General features: G+C 61.3%; 9 protein-coding genes and 1 pseudogene. 2 read left to right on the top strand and 8 right to left on the bottom strand.

The features are described 5' to 3' along the window. The first annotated feature begins 95 nt into the window (after positions 1 to 95). A complete protein-coding gene (locus tag AC1AUD_RS07115; RefSeq protein WP_476573434.1) occupies positions 96 to 2,729 on the top strand; it encodes a sensor histidine kinase in 2,634 nt (877 codons plus the stop codon). A 54-nt stretch (positions 2,730 to 2,783) separates the two neighbouring features. After that, positions 2,784 to 3,497, top strand: coding sequence for a response regulator (locus AC1AUD_RS07110; protein WP_476573432.1), 714 nt, complete (start codon positions 2,784 to 2,786; stop codon positions 3,495 to 3,497). Positions 3,498 to 3,588: 91 nt separating this feature from the next. Here AC1AUD_RS07110 and AC1AUD_RS07105 read toward each other — a convergent pair whose 3' ends face one another. The 8 genes and pseudogenes from AC1AUD_RS07105 to AC1AUD_RS07070 all read right to left on the bottom strand — a co-directional run bounded on the left by AC1AUD_RS07105 (position 3,589) and on the right by AC1AUD_RS07070 (position 15,659). After that, positions 3,589 to 5,331, bottom strand: a complete 1,743-nt coding sequence (locus tag AC1AUD_RS07105; protein ID WP_476573430.1) for an FAD-dependent oxidoreductase — start codon at positions 5,329 to 5,331, stop codon at positions 3,589 to 3,591. After that, complete coding sequence (gene ahpC / locus AC1AUD_RS07100) at positions 5,331 to 5,894, bottom strand: alkyl hydroperoxide reductase subunit C (RefSeq protein WP_476573428.1); 564 nt, start codon at positions 5,892 to 5,894, stop codon at positions 5,331 to 5,333. Before ahpC ends, AC1AUD_RS07105 begins: the two co-directional genes overlap by 1 nt. A 197-nt stretch (positions 5,895 to 6,091) precedes the next feature. Continuing rightward, entirely contained in the window at positions 6,092 to 6,568 is a 477-nt protein-coding gene (locus AC1AUD_RS07095; RefSeq protein ID WP_476573426.1) for a hypothetical protein, read from the bottom strand. Next, on the bottom strand, positions 6,558 to 7,496 hold the full coding sequence (locus AC1AUD_RS07090) for a class C sortase (RefSeq protein WP_476573424.1): 939 nt from the start codon (positions 7,494 to 7,496) through the stop codon (positions 6,558 to 6,560). Before AC1AUD_RS07090 ends, AC1AUD_RS07095 begins: the two co-directional genes overlap by 11 nt. Positions 7,497 to 7,532: 36 nt before the next feature. Next, positions 7,533 to 8,147, bottom strand: a pseudogene (locus AC1AUD_RS07085) (Cna B-type domain-containing protein). Between the two features lie 636 nt (positions 8,148 to 8,783). Beyond that, positions 8,784 to 10,361, bottom strand: coding sequence for a SpaH/EbpB family LPXTG-anchored major pilin (locus tag AC1AUD_RS07080; protein ID WP_476573422.1), 1,578 nt, complete (start codon positions 10,359 to 10,361; stop codon positions 8,784 to 8,786). 121 nt (positions 10,362 to 10,482) lie between these two features. After that, positions 10,483 to 13,932 carry a SpaA isopeptide-forming pilin-related protein gene (locus tag AC1AUD_RS07075; protein WP_476573420.1) on the bottom strand — a complete coding sequence of 1,150 codons (3,450 nt, stop codon included), beginning with the start codon at positions 13,930 to 13,932 and terminating at the stop codon, positions 10,483 to 10,485. Positions 13,933 to 14,405: 473 nt separating this feature from the next. Next, entirely contained in the window at positions 14,406 to 15,659 is a 1,254-nt protein-coding gene (locus AC1AUD_RS07070; protein ID WP_476573418.1) for a HipA family kinase, read from the bottom strand. Between the last annotated feature and the right edge of the window lie 68 nt (positions 15,660 to 15,727).

The following is a 15,727-nucleotide window of genomic DNA, read 5'->3' as shown; positions in this document are numbered from 1 at the left end:
TCGGGCGTTTCGTTCGCACTATAACTCATCCGCGCAACGAAATCGGCCTTGGGGATTATCGCGCGGACCCCGCGCGCCGGATTAGGCTATGAACCATGAATCCGTTCCGACGCGCCTTGGCATGGCTTGATCGCGACGTGCTGGCGGTGGACACGCTGCTGGCCGTCGTGCTGATGTTCCTCAGCGTGCCGTTCGCGGCGTCCACCACGGTGGGTTTCTCGGCCGGCCTGCTGTTCAACGCTTCGAACGCCGATCTGGTCTGGTGGACGCTGCCGACCGCCGTGCCGCTGGCGATGCGCCGTTGGCGTCCGCGGATGGCGGCATGGCTGTATGTCGCCGTCACGATACCCCATCTGTTCCTAGGACCGTTGATCACCTTCGGCGACATATGCTCGCTGATCATGCTGTATTCGGTGCTGGCTTATGGCGAGCGGCGCGGCTCGGGCCGTTTCGTCGTCGTGGCGCTGGCGATGGTCACGCTGACGTCCTTCATATGGTCGGTGGCGATCAATCTGGGCCCGATGTTCCCCGAGGGACGGGATTTCGCCCTCTGGCGGACGTCATGGCTGCCGACGGGCTCCACGATGCCGGTCTGTCCGGCGATGCAGGCCACGGCCGCCGTCCCCTATGCGGCGACCTGCGGCGAGAAAATCGTGCGTGACGCGGTCACGATGCTGCCGTTCATGGCACTGACGGTGCTGTCGGTGGCGGTGATGGGCTATTGGAAGCGTTCGCGTCTGGCGACGACGCGGGCGATGCGCGAGCGCAACGCCGCGATCGAGGCGCGACAGGACGAGGACCGTCGCATCGCGGCGTTGGCCGAGCGTGCGCGCATCGCCCGCGATATGCATGATGTGGTTGCGCATACGCTGTCGACGATCATCATCCAGTCGGATGGCGGGCGATATGCGGGCACGCATGATCTGGCACTGGCGCGCGACACGATGCATACGATCCGCCGCGAGGCCGTGCGCGCGAAACAGGATATGCGGCGCCTTTTCGGCACGGTCGGCACGACGTATGAGGTCGATCCGGCGACCGGTCCGGTCGATGCGTTTCATGCAGGCGCAGGCAGGGCAAACAGCGCCAACGCCAACGCCGCAGCCGTTGCAATCGGTATGCCCAGCGCTGCCAATGCATCCGAACCAACCGGCGCGCAGCCCTCGGACGACCGCATCGGATACCACGCCATATCCGCGCTGCTCGATGGCGCAGGCATTCCGGTGACGCGCCGGATCGACGGCCAGGCGCGCCCGGATCTGCTCTCCCCCGCCGCGGGCACTGCCGTATACCGCTTGGTGCAGGAGGCGCTGAGCAATGCGCGCAGGCACGCCGGACCGGGCGCGAAGGTGACGATCGATGAGCGATGGACCGGCGACGGTCTGTCGATCACGGTATCCGACGACGGACGCGGCGCGAAGTCAACCGTCGACGGGCACCAGCCCGGATACGGACTGATCGGCATGCGCGAGCGCGTCACGGCGGTCGGCGGCACGCTTGAGGCCGGCCCCGGTTCCAGCGGCGTGTTCCGGGTCGCCGCCGCCCTGCCCTTTGCACCCGGCGCGGCCACGTCCACCGTCAAGTTGGACCAGTCCGGGGACGGCCGCATGGACGACCCAACCACCGCACCAGCCGCATCCGCACACCGATCGATGGCGGAATTCATCGACCGCCTGCGCTCGATGCTCCGTGTGCTGCGGTCGCGTACCTTCGCCCAAGGCGACGACGCCGACGCCAACTGGATCGAACTGACCTCTCGCTGGACGGAACGCCATTATGTGCTGGTGGATATGCTGGAGGCGGCCTTCGTGGCCGTGATGTTCTTCCCCTCCACACTCAACGGCATGGCGGTTTCCGGCGACCCACTGATCTATATGCCGGGCTGGGGCGTCGTGCCTGCGGCGATAATCACCGCGGTGATACTGTTGCCGCTGGCGTTCCGGCGGCGTTTCCCGGAGGCCAGCGCGCTGGCGATGGCCGTGGCGGCGGCGTTGCAGCTCATGGTGCTGCCCTCGGTTCTGGGGTTGAATGTCTTCGCGTTGGTGTCGGTGTATTCGGCGGTGCTCTATGGCCGTCCCCAGGTACGGCGTTGGGTGATCGTGGCGCTGGCCGTCGATTCGGCGCTGTTCGGCGCGAAGGTGATGGCCGGATGGAACGGCTATGACACTCTTCTCGCCTTCATGGCGGGCTATGGCGGCGACGGCACGCGGCGCATGGCGATTCTGCTCAGCGCCGCGTTCCCGGGCGGCATGGTGTTCGTGATGGGCATGGGTTGCGTGGCGTCGGCGCTGTGGGCTCGTTCGCGTGGCTCGAACGCGTTGGTGCTGCGTCAGCGCGAGGAGGCGTTGCGGGCCGAACAGGAGCGGGTCAAGGTGCTGTCCGCCAATTTTGAGCGGGAGCGCATCGGAGCGGCGATCCAGGCCGAGGTCTCCGCCACGCTGGACACCGTTGTCATGCAGGCGGACGCGGGGCTCGCGCTGTTCGAGGGGCGAGGGCATGGTCAGACGGACGCGGACTCTCCCGCGCCCTCGCCTTCGCCGGAGGCGATCGCCGCGGCCTTCGAGGCGATCGGGCGGCGTGGGCGCGAGGCGTTGGCGCATATGCGCCAGTTGCTCGGCGTGCTGCGGGAAAGCGGCTTCTCCGACGAGGCGCATGCCGGCGCGCAGGCCTCTCCGAGGTTGGCCCCGGCCGAAAGCCTCGAGCAGCAGTTGGCGCGCGCTCAGGGTTAATTCAGGGTTTCGCTTCACTTTGGAGCCTGCTCAAGGCCGCTACAGTTGGAAGATATGAGCGATATGCAAAGGATTCGCGTGGCGATCGCCGACGACCAGGAGCTGGTGCGCGCCGGTTTCGCGATGGTGATCGGCTCACAGGCCGATATGCAGGTGGTCGGTCAGGCAGGGGATGGAGGCCAGGCCGTGGCGTTGGCCGAGCAACTGCATCCCGATGTGGTGTTGATGGATGTGCGCATGCCCGGCATGGATGGGCTTGAGGCGACCCGCCGCATCACGGCGTTGAACGCGGGCACCGACGAGAACACGGATGATGCGCGCCGCACGCGCGTGGTCATCCTCACGACCTTCGATCTCGACGAATATGTGATGGCCGCGATCAACGCGGGCGCCTCCGGATTCCTGTTGAAGGACACGGAACCCGAGACCTTGCTGAGCTCGATCCGCACCGTGTTCCAAGGCAACGCGATCATCGCGCCCTCCGCCACGCGCCGGCTCATCGAACGTATGGTGGCGAACGGCACCGCCGCCGCGCCTGCTCCCGAACCGAAGCCATATACGGATCCGGAACTCGACGATCTGACCGAACGCGAGCGCGAGGTGCTGGTCGAGATCGCGCATGGCCTATCCAATCAGGAGATCGCGGACAAACTCTTCATCTCCCTGCCCACGGTCAAAACGCATGTGGCGCATATCCTCGCCAAGATCAACGCGCGCGACCGTGTGCAGGCGGTCGTGTTCGCGTATGACAACCATCTCGTCAGCTAGGCACGCCGCATACGCCAATCCAATGCAAGTGAGGCCGTCCCCGTTTCGACAACAGGGGCGGCCTCACGATCAGAGGAGCCGAAGCAAAGGCTCAGGCGCCGATCAGGTCGAGCATCTGCGCAACGTTCTTCTTGCCGAATTCGACCTTCTGCTCGCCATTCCTGTTGATGACTATGCAGGGCACGCTCATCGCGCCATACTGGTCCTTGAGCTCCGGGAAGTGGGAGACGTCGTAGGCCTCTGCCTTCACATGAGCACTGCCGGCGGCGATGCGCTGCGAGGCGAGCACGGTCTCGGGGCACATCGTGCAGGTCAGGGAGACGAGGATCATGATGTCGGTCTCGTCGGTGATCGCGGCGATGCGCTGCTCGGAATCCTCGTCGAGCTGCTGGCCGGGACCGGCGGCGTTGTAGAGGCCGAGCACGAAGGAGTTGAACTCGTGTCCGGAGGGCACGCCGTGGAAGGCGAGTCCGGTGGGCTTGCCGTCGACGACGACGCGCACGCAGGGGCGGGCGCCCGGCAGCACGCCGGAGGCGTCGAAGCGGGCGCGGCCGTTGTCGTCGGCATCGGCCTGACCGGCCGCCTGCTCCACGACGACCTTGCCGTCGGACAGGCCCGCGACCTCGGAGACGAACTCCTTGAGACGGGCGGACAGACCGGTGCCGTCGAGTTCCAACGACAGCGTGACCGGACGCTCCATCTTGGAGAAGACCATCTTGAGCTGCTGCTTGGTCGAGTCGGAGAAGAGTTCGCCGGGCTTGCGCTCGTCGCCGCCACGCGAGGGGGCGGGCGAGGGCGTGGTGCCGGCCGGAGTCGATGCCTTCGCGTCGGCCTCATGCTTCTCATAGGCGGTGGCCGTCGGACGGGGCGGCACCAGACCGGTTTTCTCGCTCTTGGCCTTGGCCCAGCGCTCGAGTTCGACGGCGGCGATGGCGCCGTCGGCGGTGGCGGTGACGACCTGGCGCAGATTCTTCTGCCTCAGATCACCCGCCGCATAGACGCCGGGCACGGAGGTCGCGCCGAACTGGTCGGTGACCACGTAACCATGATCGTCGAGGTCGACCAGACCCTTGATCAGACCGGTGGCGGGCACATAGCCTGCGAAGACGAACACGCCGAAGCTGCCGCCGTCGGAGGGCTTCCAGATGGCGGGCTCATCGGTGTTGACGTTGCGGATATGCGCCTCGGCCAGACCTCCCTGACCGGCGATGACACCGTCGAGCACCGTGTTGTAGATGACCTCGATCTTCGGATTGTCCTTGGCCTGCTGGGCCACCGACGCGTCGCAGGTGAAATCGGGCTCGCGCACCAGCATCGTCACCTTCGTGGCGTATTTGGTGAGGAACACGGCCTCCTCCGCCGCGGCGAAACCGCCGCCGATGACGATGACCTCGCGGCCAGTGAAGAACTCGCCGTCGCAGGTGGCGCAGTATGCCACGCCACGACCGGCATATTCCGCCTCGCCCTCGAAGCCGAGCTTGCGCGGGGAGGCACCGGTGGCGACGAGCACGCCGAAGCATTTGAGGTCGCCTCGGCTGGTGTGCACGGTTTTGACATCGCCGTCGAGCTCAAGGCCGGTGACCTCGGCGGATTTGAACTCGGCGCCGAAGTCGGCGGCCTGCTGGCGCATGGTCGCGGTCAGAGCCTTGCCCGAGGTCAGCCCCACGCCGGGATAGTTGACGACCTCCTGGGTGATGGTGATCTGACCGCCGAAATCGGCCTTTTCGACGATCAGCACGCGATAGCGGGCGCGCGCCAGATACAGGCCCGCGGTCAGTCCCGCGGGGCCGCCGCCGATGACGACGACGTCGTAGAGATCCTTGGTATCGGTCATCAGAGCATACCCACAAGGTCCAAGCTGGGCTCGATGGTGTCGTCGCCGGGCTTCCAGTTGGCGGGGCAGACCTCGTCGCCGTGCTCATAGACGAACTGGGAGGCCTGCACGCGGCGCAGCAGCTCCTCGGCGTTACGGCCGACGTTGGAGGAGATGACCTCGTAGGCCACGACCTTGCCCTCGGGGTTGAGGATGAAGGTGCCGCGCTCGGCGGTGCCGTCGGCCTCATTGTAGGTGTCGAGGTCCTTGGCGAGGGTGGCGGTCGGGTCGGCGAGCATCGGGTATTCGATCTTGGCGATCTTCTCGTTGGCGTCGTGCCAAGCCTTGTGCACGAAGTGGGTGTCGCAGGAGACCGAGTAGATCTCGCAGCCGGCGTTCTTGAACTCGCCGTAATGCTCGGCCAGATCCTCGAGCTCGGTCGGGCACACGAAGGTGAAGTCGGCCGGGTAGAAGAAGAACACGGACCAGTGGCCGAGCACATCGGCCTTGGTCACATCGTGGAAGTCGTCGTTCTGGAAGGCCTTGGCCTTGAAGTCGCAGATCTCATGCTGGAGCATCGTCATGGTTGACTGTCCTTTCGGGCTGGGCATCGGCGGTGAAGTCCATTCCGGAGCCGACGCGATTCCATTTGCATACCCCAGCCTAGCCCCTCGGAATGCGAGCCATGGCCGATTTCGCCGTGACCTTATTCACAGATCAATATCATATCCATAATATGAGATAAAATATCTCATATTTAATTCATATGTCCACGGCCGCATCAGTCGCCGGATGTTTTGACGGCGACCTGCGGTTCGGAATCAGGACTCTCCCCCGGCTTCCCATTGTCCGCGAGCCGTTCGCGCAAAACCTCGATCTGTCGTTTCAGTTCGGCGATTTCAAGGGATTGCCGGCCAATGAGTTCGATGCAAAGATCCGCCTGCGAGCCGACGTCATCGACGCGTCCGTCATCCGCGACAGCATCCTGACGTCTCTCCTCACGGCGAGCGGGCATGACATCCGAGGCCTCGCGCCAGCGGGCGAAGGCGCGTTCGATGCGCTTGTATCCGATCAGTTTGGGGCTCATGCCGGCGTCCGCGAAGATCCGGCTCGGCGAGTCGCCGCCGGCATAGCGTTCCATGGCGTGCGTGCGGAACTCCATGGTGTAGTAGATGCGGCTGTCGGTCACCCGGGCCACGGCCGGCAGAGCCTCGAGATACCGGCGCGTCTCCGCGCTGAACGCAGTGCTATTCGCCATGATGGGCTCCTTTCATTGTGAGGGGTTCCGCGATATGACGCCCATGCCGCGGCGTGCCGAAACGCATATGTCGATATATGACCGCTCCCGCACCTATGAGAAGGAGGACGGCGAGGCCTGCGCCCGCGGCCAAGAGCAGGCGCCCCGGCCAGTCATAGTCGGTCGAGTCGGGCGCCACGGGGTTGGGGATGCGATGGCCGCGCACCAGCAGACGGTGCGAGTTGACGCCATACGGCGTGCAGGTGACCAGCGTCGCGTAGTCCTTGGCGGGGTCGACGGCCAGGTGCTTGAAATTGTCCGGCAGCACGACCTTGATCTGATCGACCTGGTAGGTCAGGGTTCTGCCGAGCACATGAAATGCGAATATGTCGCCTTTGCGCAGCTCATCCAAGCCGGTGAGCAGGCGGGCGCTCGGCAGTCCGGTGTGCCCAGAGACGACGGCATGCGTGCCCTTGCCACCCACCGGCAGACTGCTGCCCGGCAAGTGCCCGACCGCGATCTGCAGCACCGCGTCGTCTGTGCCATGGTAGATCGGCAGACGGGTCTTGAGCTTGGGAATCGTGACGTATCCCATGATGCCGGTGCCGGTCACGTCCAATATGGATTCATATGACCGCCGGTCCGCGTCGGAGGGGCGCATGGCGTCATACCAGCGCGCCATCTGGTCCGTCTGAGCGCCGGTTTCGAGCCGTTCGTTGTATTCGCGCGCCGCGCCCAGCAGTTGCCTGCGCTCCGCTTTGCCCATGTCCTCGGTTTGCCTGACATACGAGGACACCGCACGCGACTGATGCGCCCGGTTCCACCAATCCGCCACCGTCGGATACGCGATCAGCCCAAGGCCGACGATCAGCAACAGTACGAAGAAAGCGACCAGCCAGCGCGTGCCCCGCCCGCTGGGAACCGGCCTCGACCCCGACGCGGCTCTCATGACGAACCGCCTTTCCATGCAACCATGGGATCGCGCTCACCCACGCGTCTGTCCGCGTCCACGCGACGCTCTCAGCGCGATCACGCCGACGACGACCAGAGCCACGGCCAGCACGACCACACCTGCGATGGCCGAACCGGTCTTGCCGATCTCCTTGCCGGGAGTGCCAGGGGTTCCCGGCTCACCGGGCTTCCCAGGTTCGCCTGGTTCACCCGGTTCATTGGGCTCCTCCGGAGTGGGAGGTTCCTCCTCGTCATACGTGTTGACGATGGTGATGGTCGTGCCCTCACGATCGATGCTCGTCGTATAGCCATCGGGCACGGTCTTCTCGACCACCGTCCACTCACGGCCTTTGTCAAGATCGGTCCACTCGTGCGTCCAGTTATTCGACTCGTTGAGCTCGACCTCCTAGACCACCACGCCGTCCTTAAGCAGCTGGACGATCACCTTGGCGGGGCGCTTGCCGTCGGCGTTGTCGTTGTCCTTCCAGACCTTGACGACCTTGATATGCCCGTCCTCCTCGGGCGGTGTCGGCGGGTTGGGCGTGCAGCTGGTCTTCGGCTCGACTTTGACATTCGTACCCTCGGTCGTGTTGTCTCTGTCGGTGCTCGTCGGCAGCGAGACCAATAGCGCGCCGGAGTCACAGGTCATGTCACCGTCCGCGTAGCCGCCGTAGAGAATCAGATACAGACCGTCGGGCAGATTCTTAAACTTATGGACGCCATTGGCATCCGTCTCGCCCTTCTGCAGGGGCTCGACGTTGTCGCGCCGCACATAACCGGCCAACGTGTTCGCCAAATCGCGCAGCTCGTCCTGAGACATATCATTCAGCGACGGCCAATTCACCTTGTATCCTTCGAAGGCAACAGTGGGTTCGCCCTGCCAGTTCTTGTCCCACGTGGCGACCTGATGCAGCTCCACGCTCACACCGGGGATGGGGGTCTTGTCATGCTCGTAGGTGAACGTGATCGACCCGCCGCTGGCTGACTCCGCGGCCTCCGCCGTGGCGGTCGCAACAAAGCTCGTAAGCATCATGGCGAGAGCGGCGAGCAACGCCACCACACCACCGAGACTTCCCCGGTTTCTCCGGCCCTTGGACCATTCAGTCATAACCACTCTTTTCCCTCGAAACCAACGAATTGCAAATTCAACAGATTGAAGCCCATGCCCGGGCCGGAACCAAGCGGGCTCGACGACCCCGGCATGGAGGTTCGCCCCGTCATAACCCCGACGGGATCAGGGGTTCAGTTATCGATATTCAGCTGTCCCTAGATGAAATATCGTGAATCAACGCACATTCCGACGCTTGCGCAGGGTGATCGCCAAGCCGAGGGCAGCGGCGATCACAATGACCGCGCCAGTCGCATAGAGAATGGTCGTGCCCATGCCGCCGGCGGATGGCAGTTCGGAACCAGGCTTGTTCTCAATCTCAACCGTCTTGTCTTCGTCAGCGGCCGAATAATCATTCACATACACATTGCCTTTGCTGTCGATGACGATCTTGACCGGGTTCTCTAACTTGTCGTAGCCAGATGGGGCCTTGGCCTCAGTCAGGTAGTAAGTGCCGGAGTCCAGACCAATCAGGTGAATCTTTCCCGAAGCTGGAGTCGTGAACTCAGACGCCGCTTCCTCACCGGCTTTGGCGAGGCGATACTGGTCGACGCCATCCGCACCGGTCGGGCCCTTCACGAACTTCAACGTGTTGTCATCAGTGGCGGGGCTGCCAGTGGACAGCTTGAACGTCGCTCCAGCAAGCAGAATCCGATCATTCCCCTTCTGCGTGTATTTGAACACCTTGAACTCCCACACAAATGTGGTGGTCTTGTCATGCTCGGTCTTCTGGTTGTTGCCGTACTCCAGATATGTGTCGTTGGGATTGCCTGCGCCAGAGATAACTGCATCTTTGCTAACCGTGGCCGAATAAGTCACGACAATGTCGGTGCCTGCTAGATTAGCGACAAACGAGTCGGCAAAGCTCACGGTGAACGTATCCCCCTGGTCCGGGGTCTTCAGCAACTGCCATGTGTCCTCGTCTGCCTCTACTTCTGTGCCATTGACGTAAACCGTGACGGTGTTGTTGAACGTGAGTCCTTTGCTCAGCGTGTCATGAAGCCTATAGTTCTTCGCACCTTTCTTTACATGGATGATGGTCTTGAAGTTCACGGTATCGCCAATTGCAGCGTCGTTTTTATCGCCCCACTGATTACCTTCCTGAACTTGCTTGTCTATCGTCGGTCCATCATTTTTGTCCGTCGTGTCAGCGCTAGGCTGAGTGGTTGTCAGGCCTACCAGCGCTCCCGTGGTCGACTCAACGAGGTAGTAGCCGAGAGGCAGGTTATTGAAGCGCACAGATCCCATGCTTTCGCTGGAGTCCTGATAAGAAGCGTTTTCGGAATTTCCCTCGGTCGCGCCGACAGTGTAGTGACCGCTGTCCGCGATGTCTTTGCCATGTTTTTGGGCATAGGCGAGAGCAGCTTGGGCGAACGCCCGCTTGTCCGAGTCAGATGCCTGGATGCCATCCTCCTCCTTATTGGAATCTTTAATCCAAGTCACATAGCCATCGGCGTCAACGGAAACATAGGGATCAGCCGCATCACTGGTCAGAAAATCATCCCAACCATTGGCAGCCTTGTATTTGAACGCCGAATAATCCGCGTTCGTTTCCAAGGTCAGCATCTGGTAGACCCTGTATGTCTGTCCATCTTTCACTCTATGCACCGTCACCGAGCCGGTTTGTTCCGCAGCCGTCACCGCGCGGAACATCCCCGACTCGTCCGCACTGGCGGTGGCTGTCATCATGCCGCCGGTCAACAGCATCGCCACGGCCGCGGCAACGCCAGCCAAGGCTTTGAATATTCTCCTCATTGAAGTCTCTTTCTCTTGTTGGAACAATCTGCCTTGAATTGGGTGGATGCATAGGATTTGCCTATGGACAAAGGTTCATCCATCTCTCCCAGAAAATCCGGGTCTCGGAAACTCACCATGCTCACCACCGCCTGCGCGCATAGGCAAGACCGCTCAGGCTGATGCCGACAAGCAACAGTCCGCTCCACAACAGAGTTCTCGTGCCCATGCCTCCAGTGGCGGGAAGCTCGGGACCGGCATGGTTGGCGATTTGGATGGTGGTTGAGCCGGTGAACAGGTTGTTCAGCGAAATCGGTTTGTTTTGGGCATCAACAAGGTGCTGCTTGTTAATGCTTGACACACATCCCTTGATTCCCTCATCACCTGTCTGAATGCAGTAATCGTCGTAGTGCTGCGTGATCGACAGCGTGGACCAGCCGACATCGTTCATCAGCGTGACATCCTCATACGAGGGGCGCTGATCGGTCGAACCGGTGACACCGTATTCCAACAAGGCCGCGCTGTTCTTGTAGGACAGGTTCATGGAACCCGCGGAGGACTCGTCATTCCACGAATACTGCCAGCCTTTCTGCTGACTGTAGCTCGGCTCACCGCCTGTTCGCAGCTCGGCGATGATGTCGCTCAGCGTGGCATCGATCTGGTCGCTGGTTGCGAAACGCGCCATCGTCCTGACCAGCTGACCGACACCCGAACGCACACGCACGCCATCATTATCTTGACCAGCATCCGCGTAAACACCATCTGAAGTCACCACGACCTTGGTCAGACCGTCGTGCAACGTATACCCATCAGGAGCTTTGACTTCCTTGAGGTAATACGCTCCCTCCTCGAGCACCTTGCCATCGGAGGGGAATGCCGCGGCGCTGTCCATGATGTACTTGCCGTTGACGCTCAGCGACTTTTGGGTGGTGACCGTGTCATAGGGCCGAGCGTTATCGATGAGTTTGCCCTCCGAGTTCACCTGATCCGCCTTGTACAGCGCGAACTGCGCGGTGAGTTTCTCACCGCGTTTGGTGATCGGCTGATAATCCTCGTCGGTCTTCTGCACATACAGCGAGTTCTTGATATTCGGCACATGAAGGTTCACCGAGAACTTGCGCTGGTACGGCGCAGTCCCATTGGTGTCTTCGATGAAGAGCCGGTGCGTGTTCCCAGCATTCGCATCGGCCAGGGAACCGTCCGTGAAATAGTACGCCACGGTGTACTTCGTATTGCCTATGTCGCCACCGGTGCCCTTGAGCATGTTGTAATACGTGCTGATATCGCCCGGCAGCTCCTCGATATTGGTCTCATAGGAACCGCTGGAATTCAACAGGAAGCGATGTCCTTTTCCTTCCCTGGCCGCCTGGGCGATTGTGCCGATGTCAGTCACGCCGCTGCCTTCAGGTGCTGTCGTCCAACCGTTGAGTGAATCACCCGAGACGATCTTCCAATTATGCGTGTCATTGAGACCGGCCTTCCCAATCCCCTCGTATTTGAGCACCATGGCGAACAACGTGCCCTGCTTAAGGGATTCCTCGCTGATCTGCTCGCCCTTGGTGCCCACGGAACTCGCCTTATAGATGTCATGCGGCGCGGAGACCAACACACCCGCGTTGGCATAGGCACCGGTCTGCCATTCGTTGCCTTGCAGTGAGGTGACATAACCGCCGAACTCATTGGCATCCTCGGCGGGATGATATTCCAGCAGCACGTCCCCAGCCGAGCGATATCCCTGTGGAGGATTCACTTCGTGCAACCGGTAGCGAATGTAGCCCTTTTTGTCATACACCTCGTCGAAGGAAATGGGCGTCTCCGTCTGCGGATCGACCAACACCAAGGCACCGTTCTCATCCGTGGTGCCCTCGGCCACCAGCGTCTTTGCGCCGTCGACCCACGTGTCATTCTTGTCGTCATAGGTCTGCCCATACAGTTCGAAGGACACGCCCTCGATCGGATTGCCCACCTGATCGACCTTCACGATCTGACTCTCGGGCACCGTGACCAAGTTGAAGCGCAGCTTCATATTCGAGGCGAAGTTGCCGCGTTCCAAATAGAAGAACTTCAAGGTGTGGTACGTGTTATCGGCGAAGGTGTCCTTATTCTCAGCCCACAAGGCTTCGTTTTCAGCTCCAGCAGCCGTGAACTGGTCCCTGATTGTGGTGCGCGACAGCTCTTTGCCGTCTGGATTGCCTTCGTTCAGCTTGCTGTATGTGATGACATCGCCGGTCTTGAAGTCGATTTTGATCCTGTTGGCATCATGGATGCCACCGAGATCGCCCACGAGCACATCGTCGATGAAGATCCACACATCGTCGTCACCGGAGAACTCATAGCTCATGTCCTGCTGGGCGTCCTGCACAATGCCGTCCTTGGGCTGGACGAAACGGGTGGACATCGTCATGCCGAACCAATGGTTGAGCTTGGCATCTGTGTTCTTGACATTAGGATTCGCGACGAGTTTGCCGTTCTCGGTCTTGGTGCCGTCGAACACGGTCTGCGCGTCGTTGAAGGGGAAGAACTGCCCGTTCGGTATGGCATTGTTGTCAGTGTGCTTCATCACCGCCCAGGAGTCATACAGTTTGAACTTGTTAGAGGCCTCATCGTATGACGCGAAATTCTGCTGGCTGTCGTAGTAGTAATACTTGTCGTCATCCACCTGCAGCAAATTGCCGACATTGCGATGGGCCGCGCGATACGCCGACGACTCGCTCGAATCTGCGGGGTCAAACAGATAGGACAATGATTCGCCGTTCGTGCTGGCTAGTTTCGGCATTCCGCTGACGAGTTGGCGTTCCACGATGCCGGTTCGCGGGCCACCGCCGGAACCGGTCCAAGAGTTGATGCCGCACTTACTGTAATCAGGCGGATTGCCCATATTGCCACAACCACTGCCGCCATACACGAACTTAAAGTCATGTTCTTTGTCGATACCGATGTCAGAACCAGCCACCCAATTAGGCTGGCCATCGCCGCCATTCTTGCCGGTGTCGACCGAATCGCGGTTCTCCATCCAGTAGTCGAACAGATTGATGGTGGTGCCGGAGGGCGAGACGGTGTTCTTGACCGTGTGCTCGTCGAAGTTCACCTTCTGCTTGGTGTCTGCGGAAGAATCGGTGGTCTCGTCCGATTTCTCGCTGTCTGGCGTTGACGGCGCAAGCTGTTCGTTTCCGGAAGGCTGCGAATCCTCGGACGGTTCAGAGGACTCCCCCAGCTCCGTCGTCTTATCCGAGGACGGATCCTCGGGGTCTCCTTGTCCTTCGGAGCCGGACGGCTCTCCGGACTCCGTTTGTCCCGCGGAATCAGACGAATCTCCGGATTCAGTTGGATTCGTTGAATCAGTCTGCTCCCCTGTCTCAGCGACATCGGACTTGCCGGCGAGCGCGTTGTCGGCATCGCCAGCCGCTCGCTGACCGGTTTCCGTCGTCCCTTGAGCACCCCTCTGCCCAGTCTCGACGCCATATGCCGACGCACCGGCGACCATCGTGCCGCATAGCAGGCCTACCGTCACCGCCATGCTCACCGCATGAGAGAGCATGCGGCGGCCCGTCTGCTTTAAGCCATCGTCATGTTTCGATTGTCTAACTGACACGATCCCTCTTTCTCCGGGCGGAACAATCAGGGAACACCACACACCCTTGTTGCTTAAAACGGATACCCCCCCCCGGACATGACGGAGCAAAGCCTCCTGACGCATAACACGCCGGAAAAGCGCCAGCAATCCCCTGTATTTGAGCAGAATCTGCTCCCGCGTCCTCATCACGCACGACAACCGCGTATTCCCCCAAAGAGACCATAAAGGGATAACGCAACATGCCCCCATCACCAACACATCGGCGACGTCGACGACGCATTGGTTTATTTTTCACGCCATGCCCGCCACTATTAAGTTTTTGCGCGAAATGACCGATCGAGGAGTCAAGCCATGAGCATTTCAGACGAACAGCAAGACTGCGAGCAAGCGCAAGTCAGCCTTGCTAGAGAAACGAAAGCGAAAGCCGGATGCCCAAGTATCCTGGGGACCGGCTCCCGCGCTATCAGCCTTACGCGTGACTTATATGCGGCTCACACCAGCAGCGCTTCGTTGCGCAGCACCGGTACGTCGGCGATGTCGGCGGACAGCGTATCGAGCTGGTCGTTAAGCGACGCTTCGTCCACGACGGGGATGTCGAGCAACCGGCGCGCCGCCGCGTGCAGATATGCGTTGAGCGCGTCGATGCGCCCCGGTTCCATCGGATGCGCGGGGTCATCCTCCAGGGTCACATCCAGCGCACGGCGCAGCCATTCATGCTGAACCGGTCCCATGATCTGCCGCGCCTGCGATGCGAACGACATCGTGCTGTTCGAAGGCTGAAGTCGGTCCATCACTTCAGGTATCCACGCCCCGCCCTGCCAATCGGACCGCATATCGTTCTTGAACAGACCCATGTTGTGGTCGAACAACGGCGCCGGGCCAACGATCCGACCCGTGCGGTTGTCGCGCAGCAGTCCATGGTTGTTGGCATGCCGGTCCTGGTTCACGATCAGTGCGTCGAACACGAGCATCGTGCGCATCGCCTCGAACTCCCCCAGGGAAAGCGCCCGAGCGCATGCCAGAATCGCCGGGAAAGACGACAACCCGGTGGCGGCGTAGAACGGGACGAAGGACACGTCCCTGGTGTTCATGATCGGGCAGACCGAGGCGAGTTTGCCCTTCCACTGGGCCAGATGATAATTGACGGCCGGAACGCCGATCTTGGTGGCCAGCTGTGAGGCGAGATATTCGGAATACGGCTCCATGCCGGCGTTCGCATACCCCTCGCTGCCGGCCTTCCACAGTTCCAGTCCGCCGCGGCCGCGGCGCCATGCCTTCGGGAACTGACCATCGGTGGTCCATTCGCTCGACAAACCGATGGCATGTTTTTCACTGGAGGTATGGCCGGTGTAGGCGACGATGGCAAGCGTTTCATCAAGCGGGTTGTCGAACAGATTGATGTCGGCGAACCGCAGATCCTCGCCCGCACGCTCCACCCAGTAGGAATCGTTGATGGACAGCCCCTTGCATAGATCGATGATGCCGAGCGTATCCGAGATATCAAGCCCCGCCTGCCGCAGAATCTCGACGGCGAACCGGCGGTTCCGTGGAATCGTGCGGCGCTGCAGCCATGCGGTCAGCTTGTCATCATCGGGCTCGGGGGCCAGCGGAAACGGCAGACGGGCGCGTTCTCGCTCATCGAACCAGAGGACATGCGCGCGCAGCGTTCCGGCGAGCAGTCCCTCGCCGTAGGCAGCTTCGAATTCCAGCAAAGGCGTGTCATATAGCCGCATCACATATCGCATCAACACACTCCTTCTCCTTCGCCGGGACCGATTTTGCGCTTTGCCTGCCATCATAATCGCGCCTTGCG

The sequence above is a fragment of the Bifidobacterium sp. LH_730 genome (genome assembly GCF_056355835.1).
This window is presented reverse-complemented; position numbering and strand designations above follow the sequence as displayed.

Excerpts from the sequence above, each read along its gene's own strand:
- AC1AUD_RS07115 (WP_476573434.1), top strand. The coding sequence starts at position 96 with ATGAATCCGTTCCGACGCGCCTTGGCATGGCTTGATCGCGACGTGCTG.
- AC1AUD_RS07110 (WP_476573432.1), top strand. The coding sequence starts at position 2,784 with ATGAGCGATATGCAAAGGATTCGCGTGGCGATCGCCGACGACCAGGAG.
- AC1AUD_RS07105 (WP_476573430.1), bottom strand. The coding sequence starts at position 5,331 with ATGACCGATACCAAGGATCTCTACGACGTCGTCGTCATCGGCGGCGGC.
- ahpC (WP_476573428.1), bottom strand. The coding sequence starts at position 5,894 with ATGACGATGCTCCAGCATGAGATCTGCGACTTCAAGGCCAAGGCCTTC.
- AC1AUD_RS07095 (WP_476573426.1), bottom strand. The coding sequence starts at position 6,568 with ATGGCGAATAGCACTGCGTTCAGCGCGGAGACGCGCCGGTATCTCGAG.
- AC1AUD_RS07090 (WP_476573424.1), bottom strand. The coding sequence starts at position 7,496 with ATGAGAGCCGCGTCGGGGTCGAGGCCGGTTCCCAGCGGGCGGGGCACG.
- AC1AUD_RS07080 (WP_476573422.1), bottom strand. The coding sequence starts at position 10,361 with ATGAGGAGAATATTCAAAGCCTTGGCTGGCGTTGCCGCGGCCGTGGCG.
- AC1AUD_RS07070 (WP_476573418.1), bottom strand. The coding sequence starts at position 15,659 with ATGCGATATGTGATGCGGCTATATGACACGCCTTTGCTGGAATTCGAA.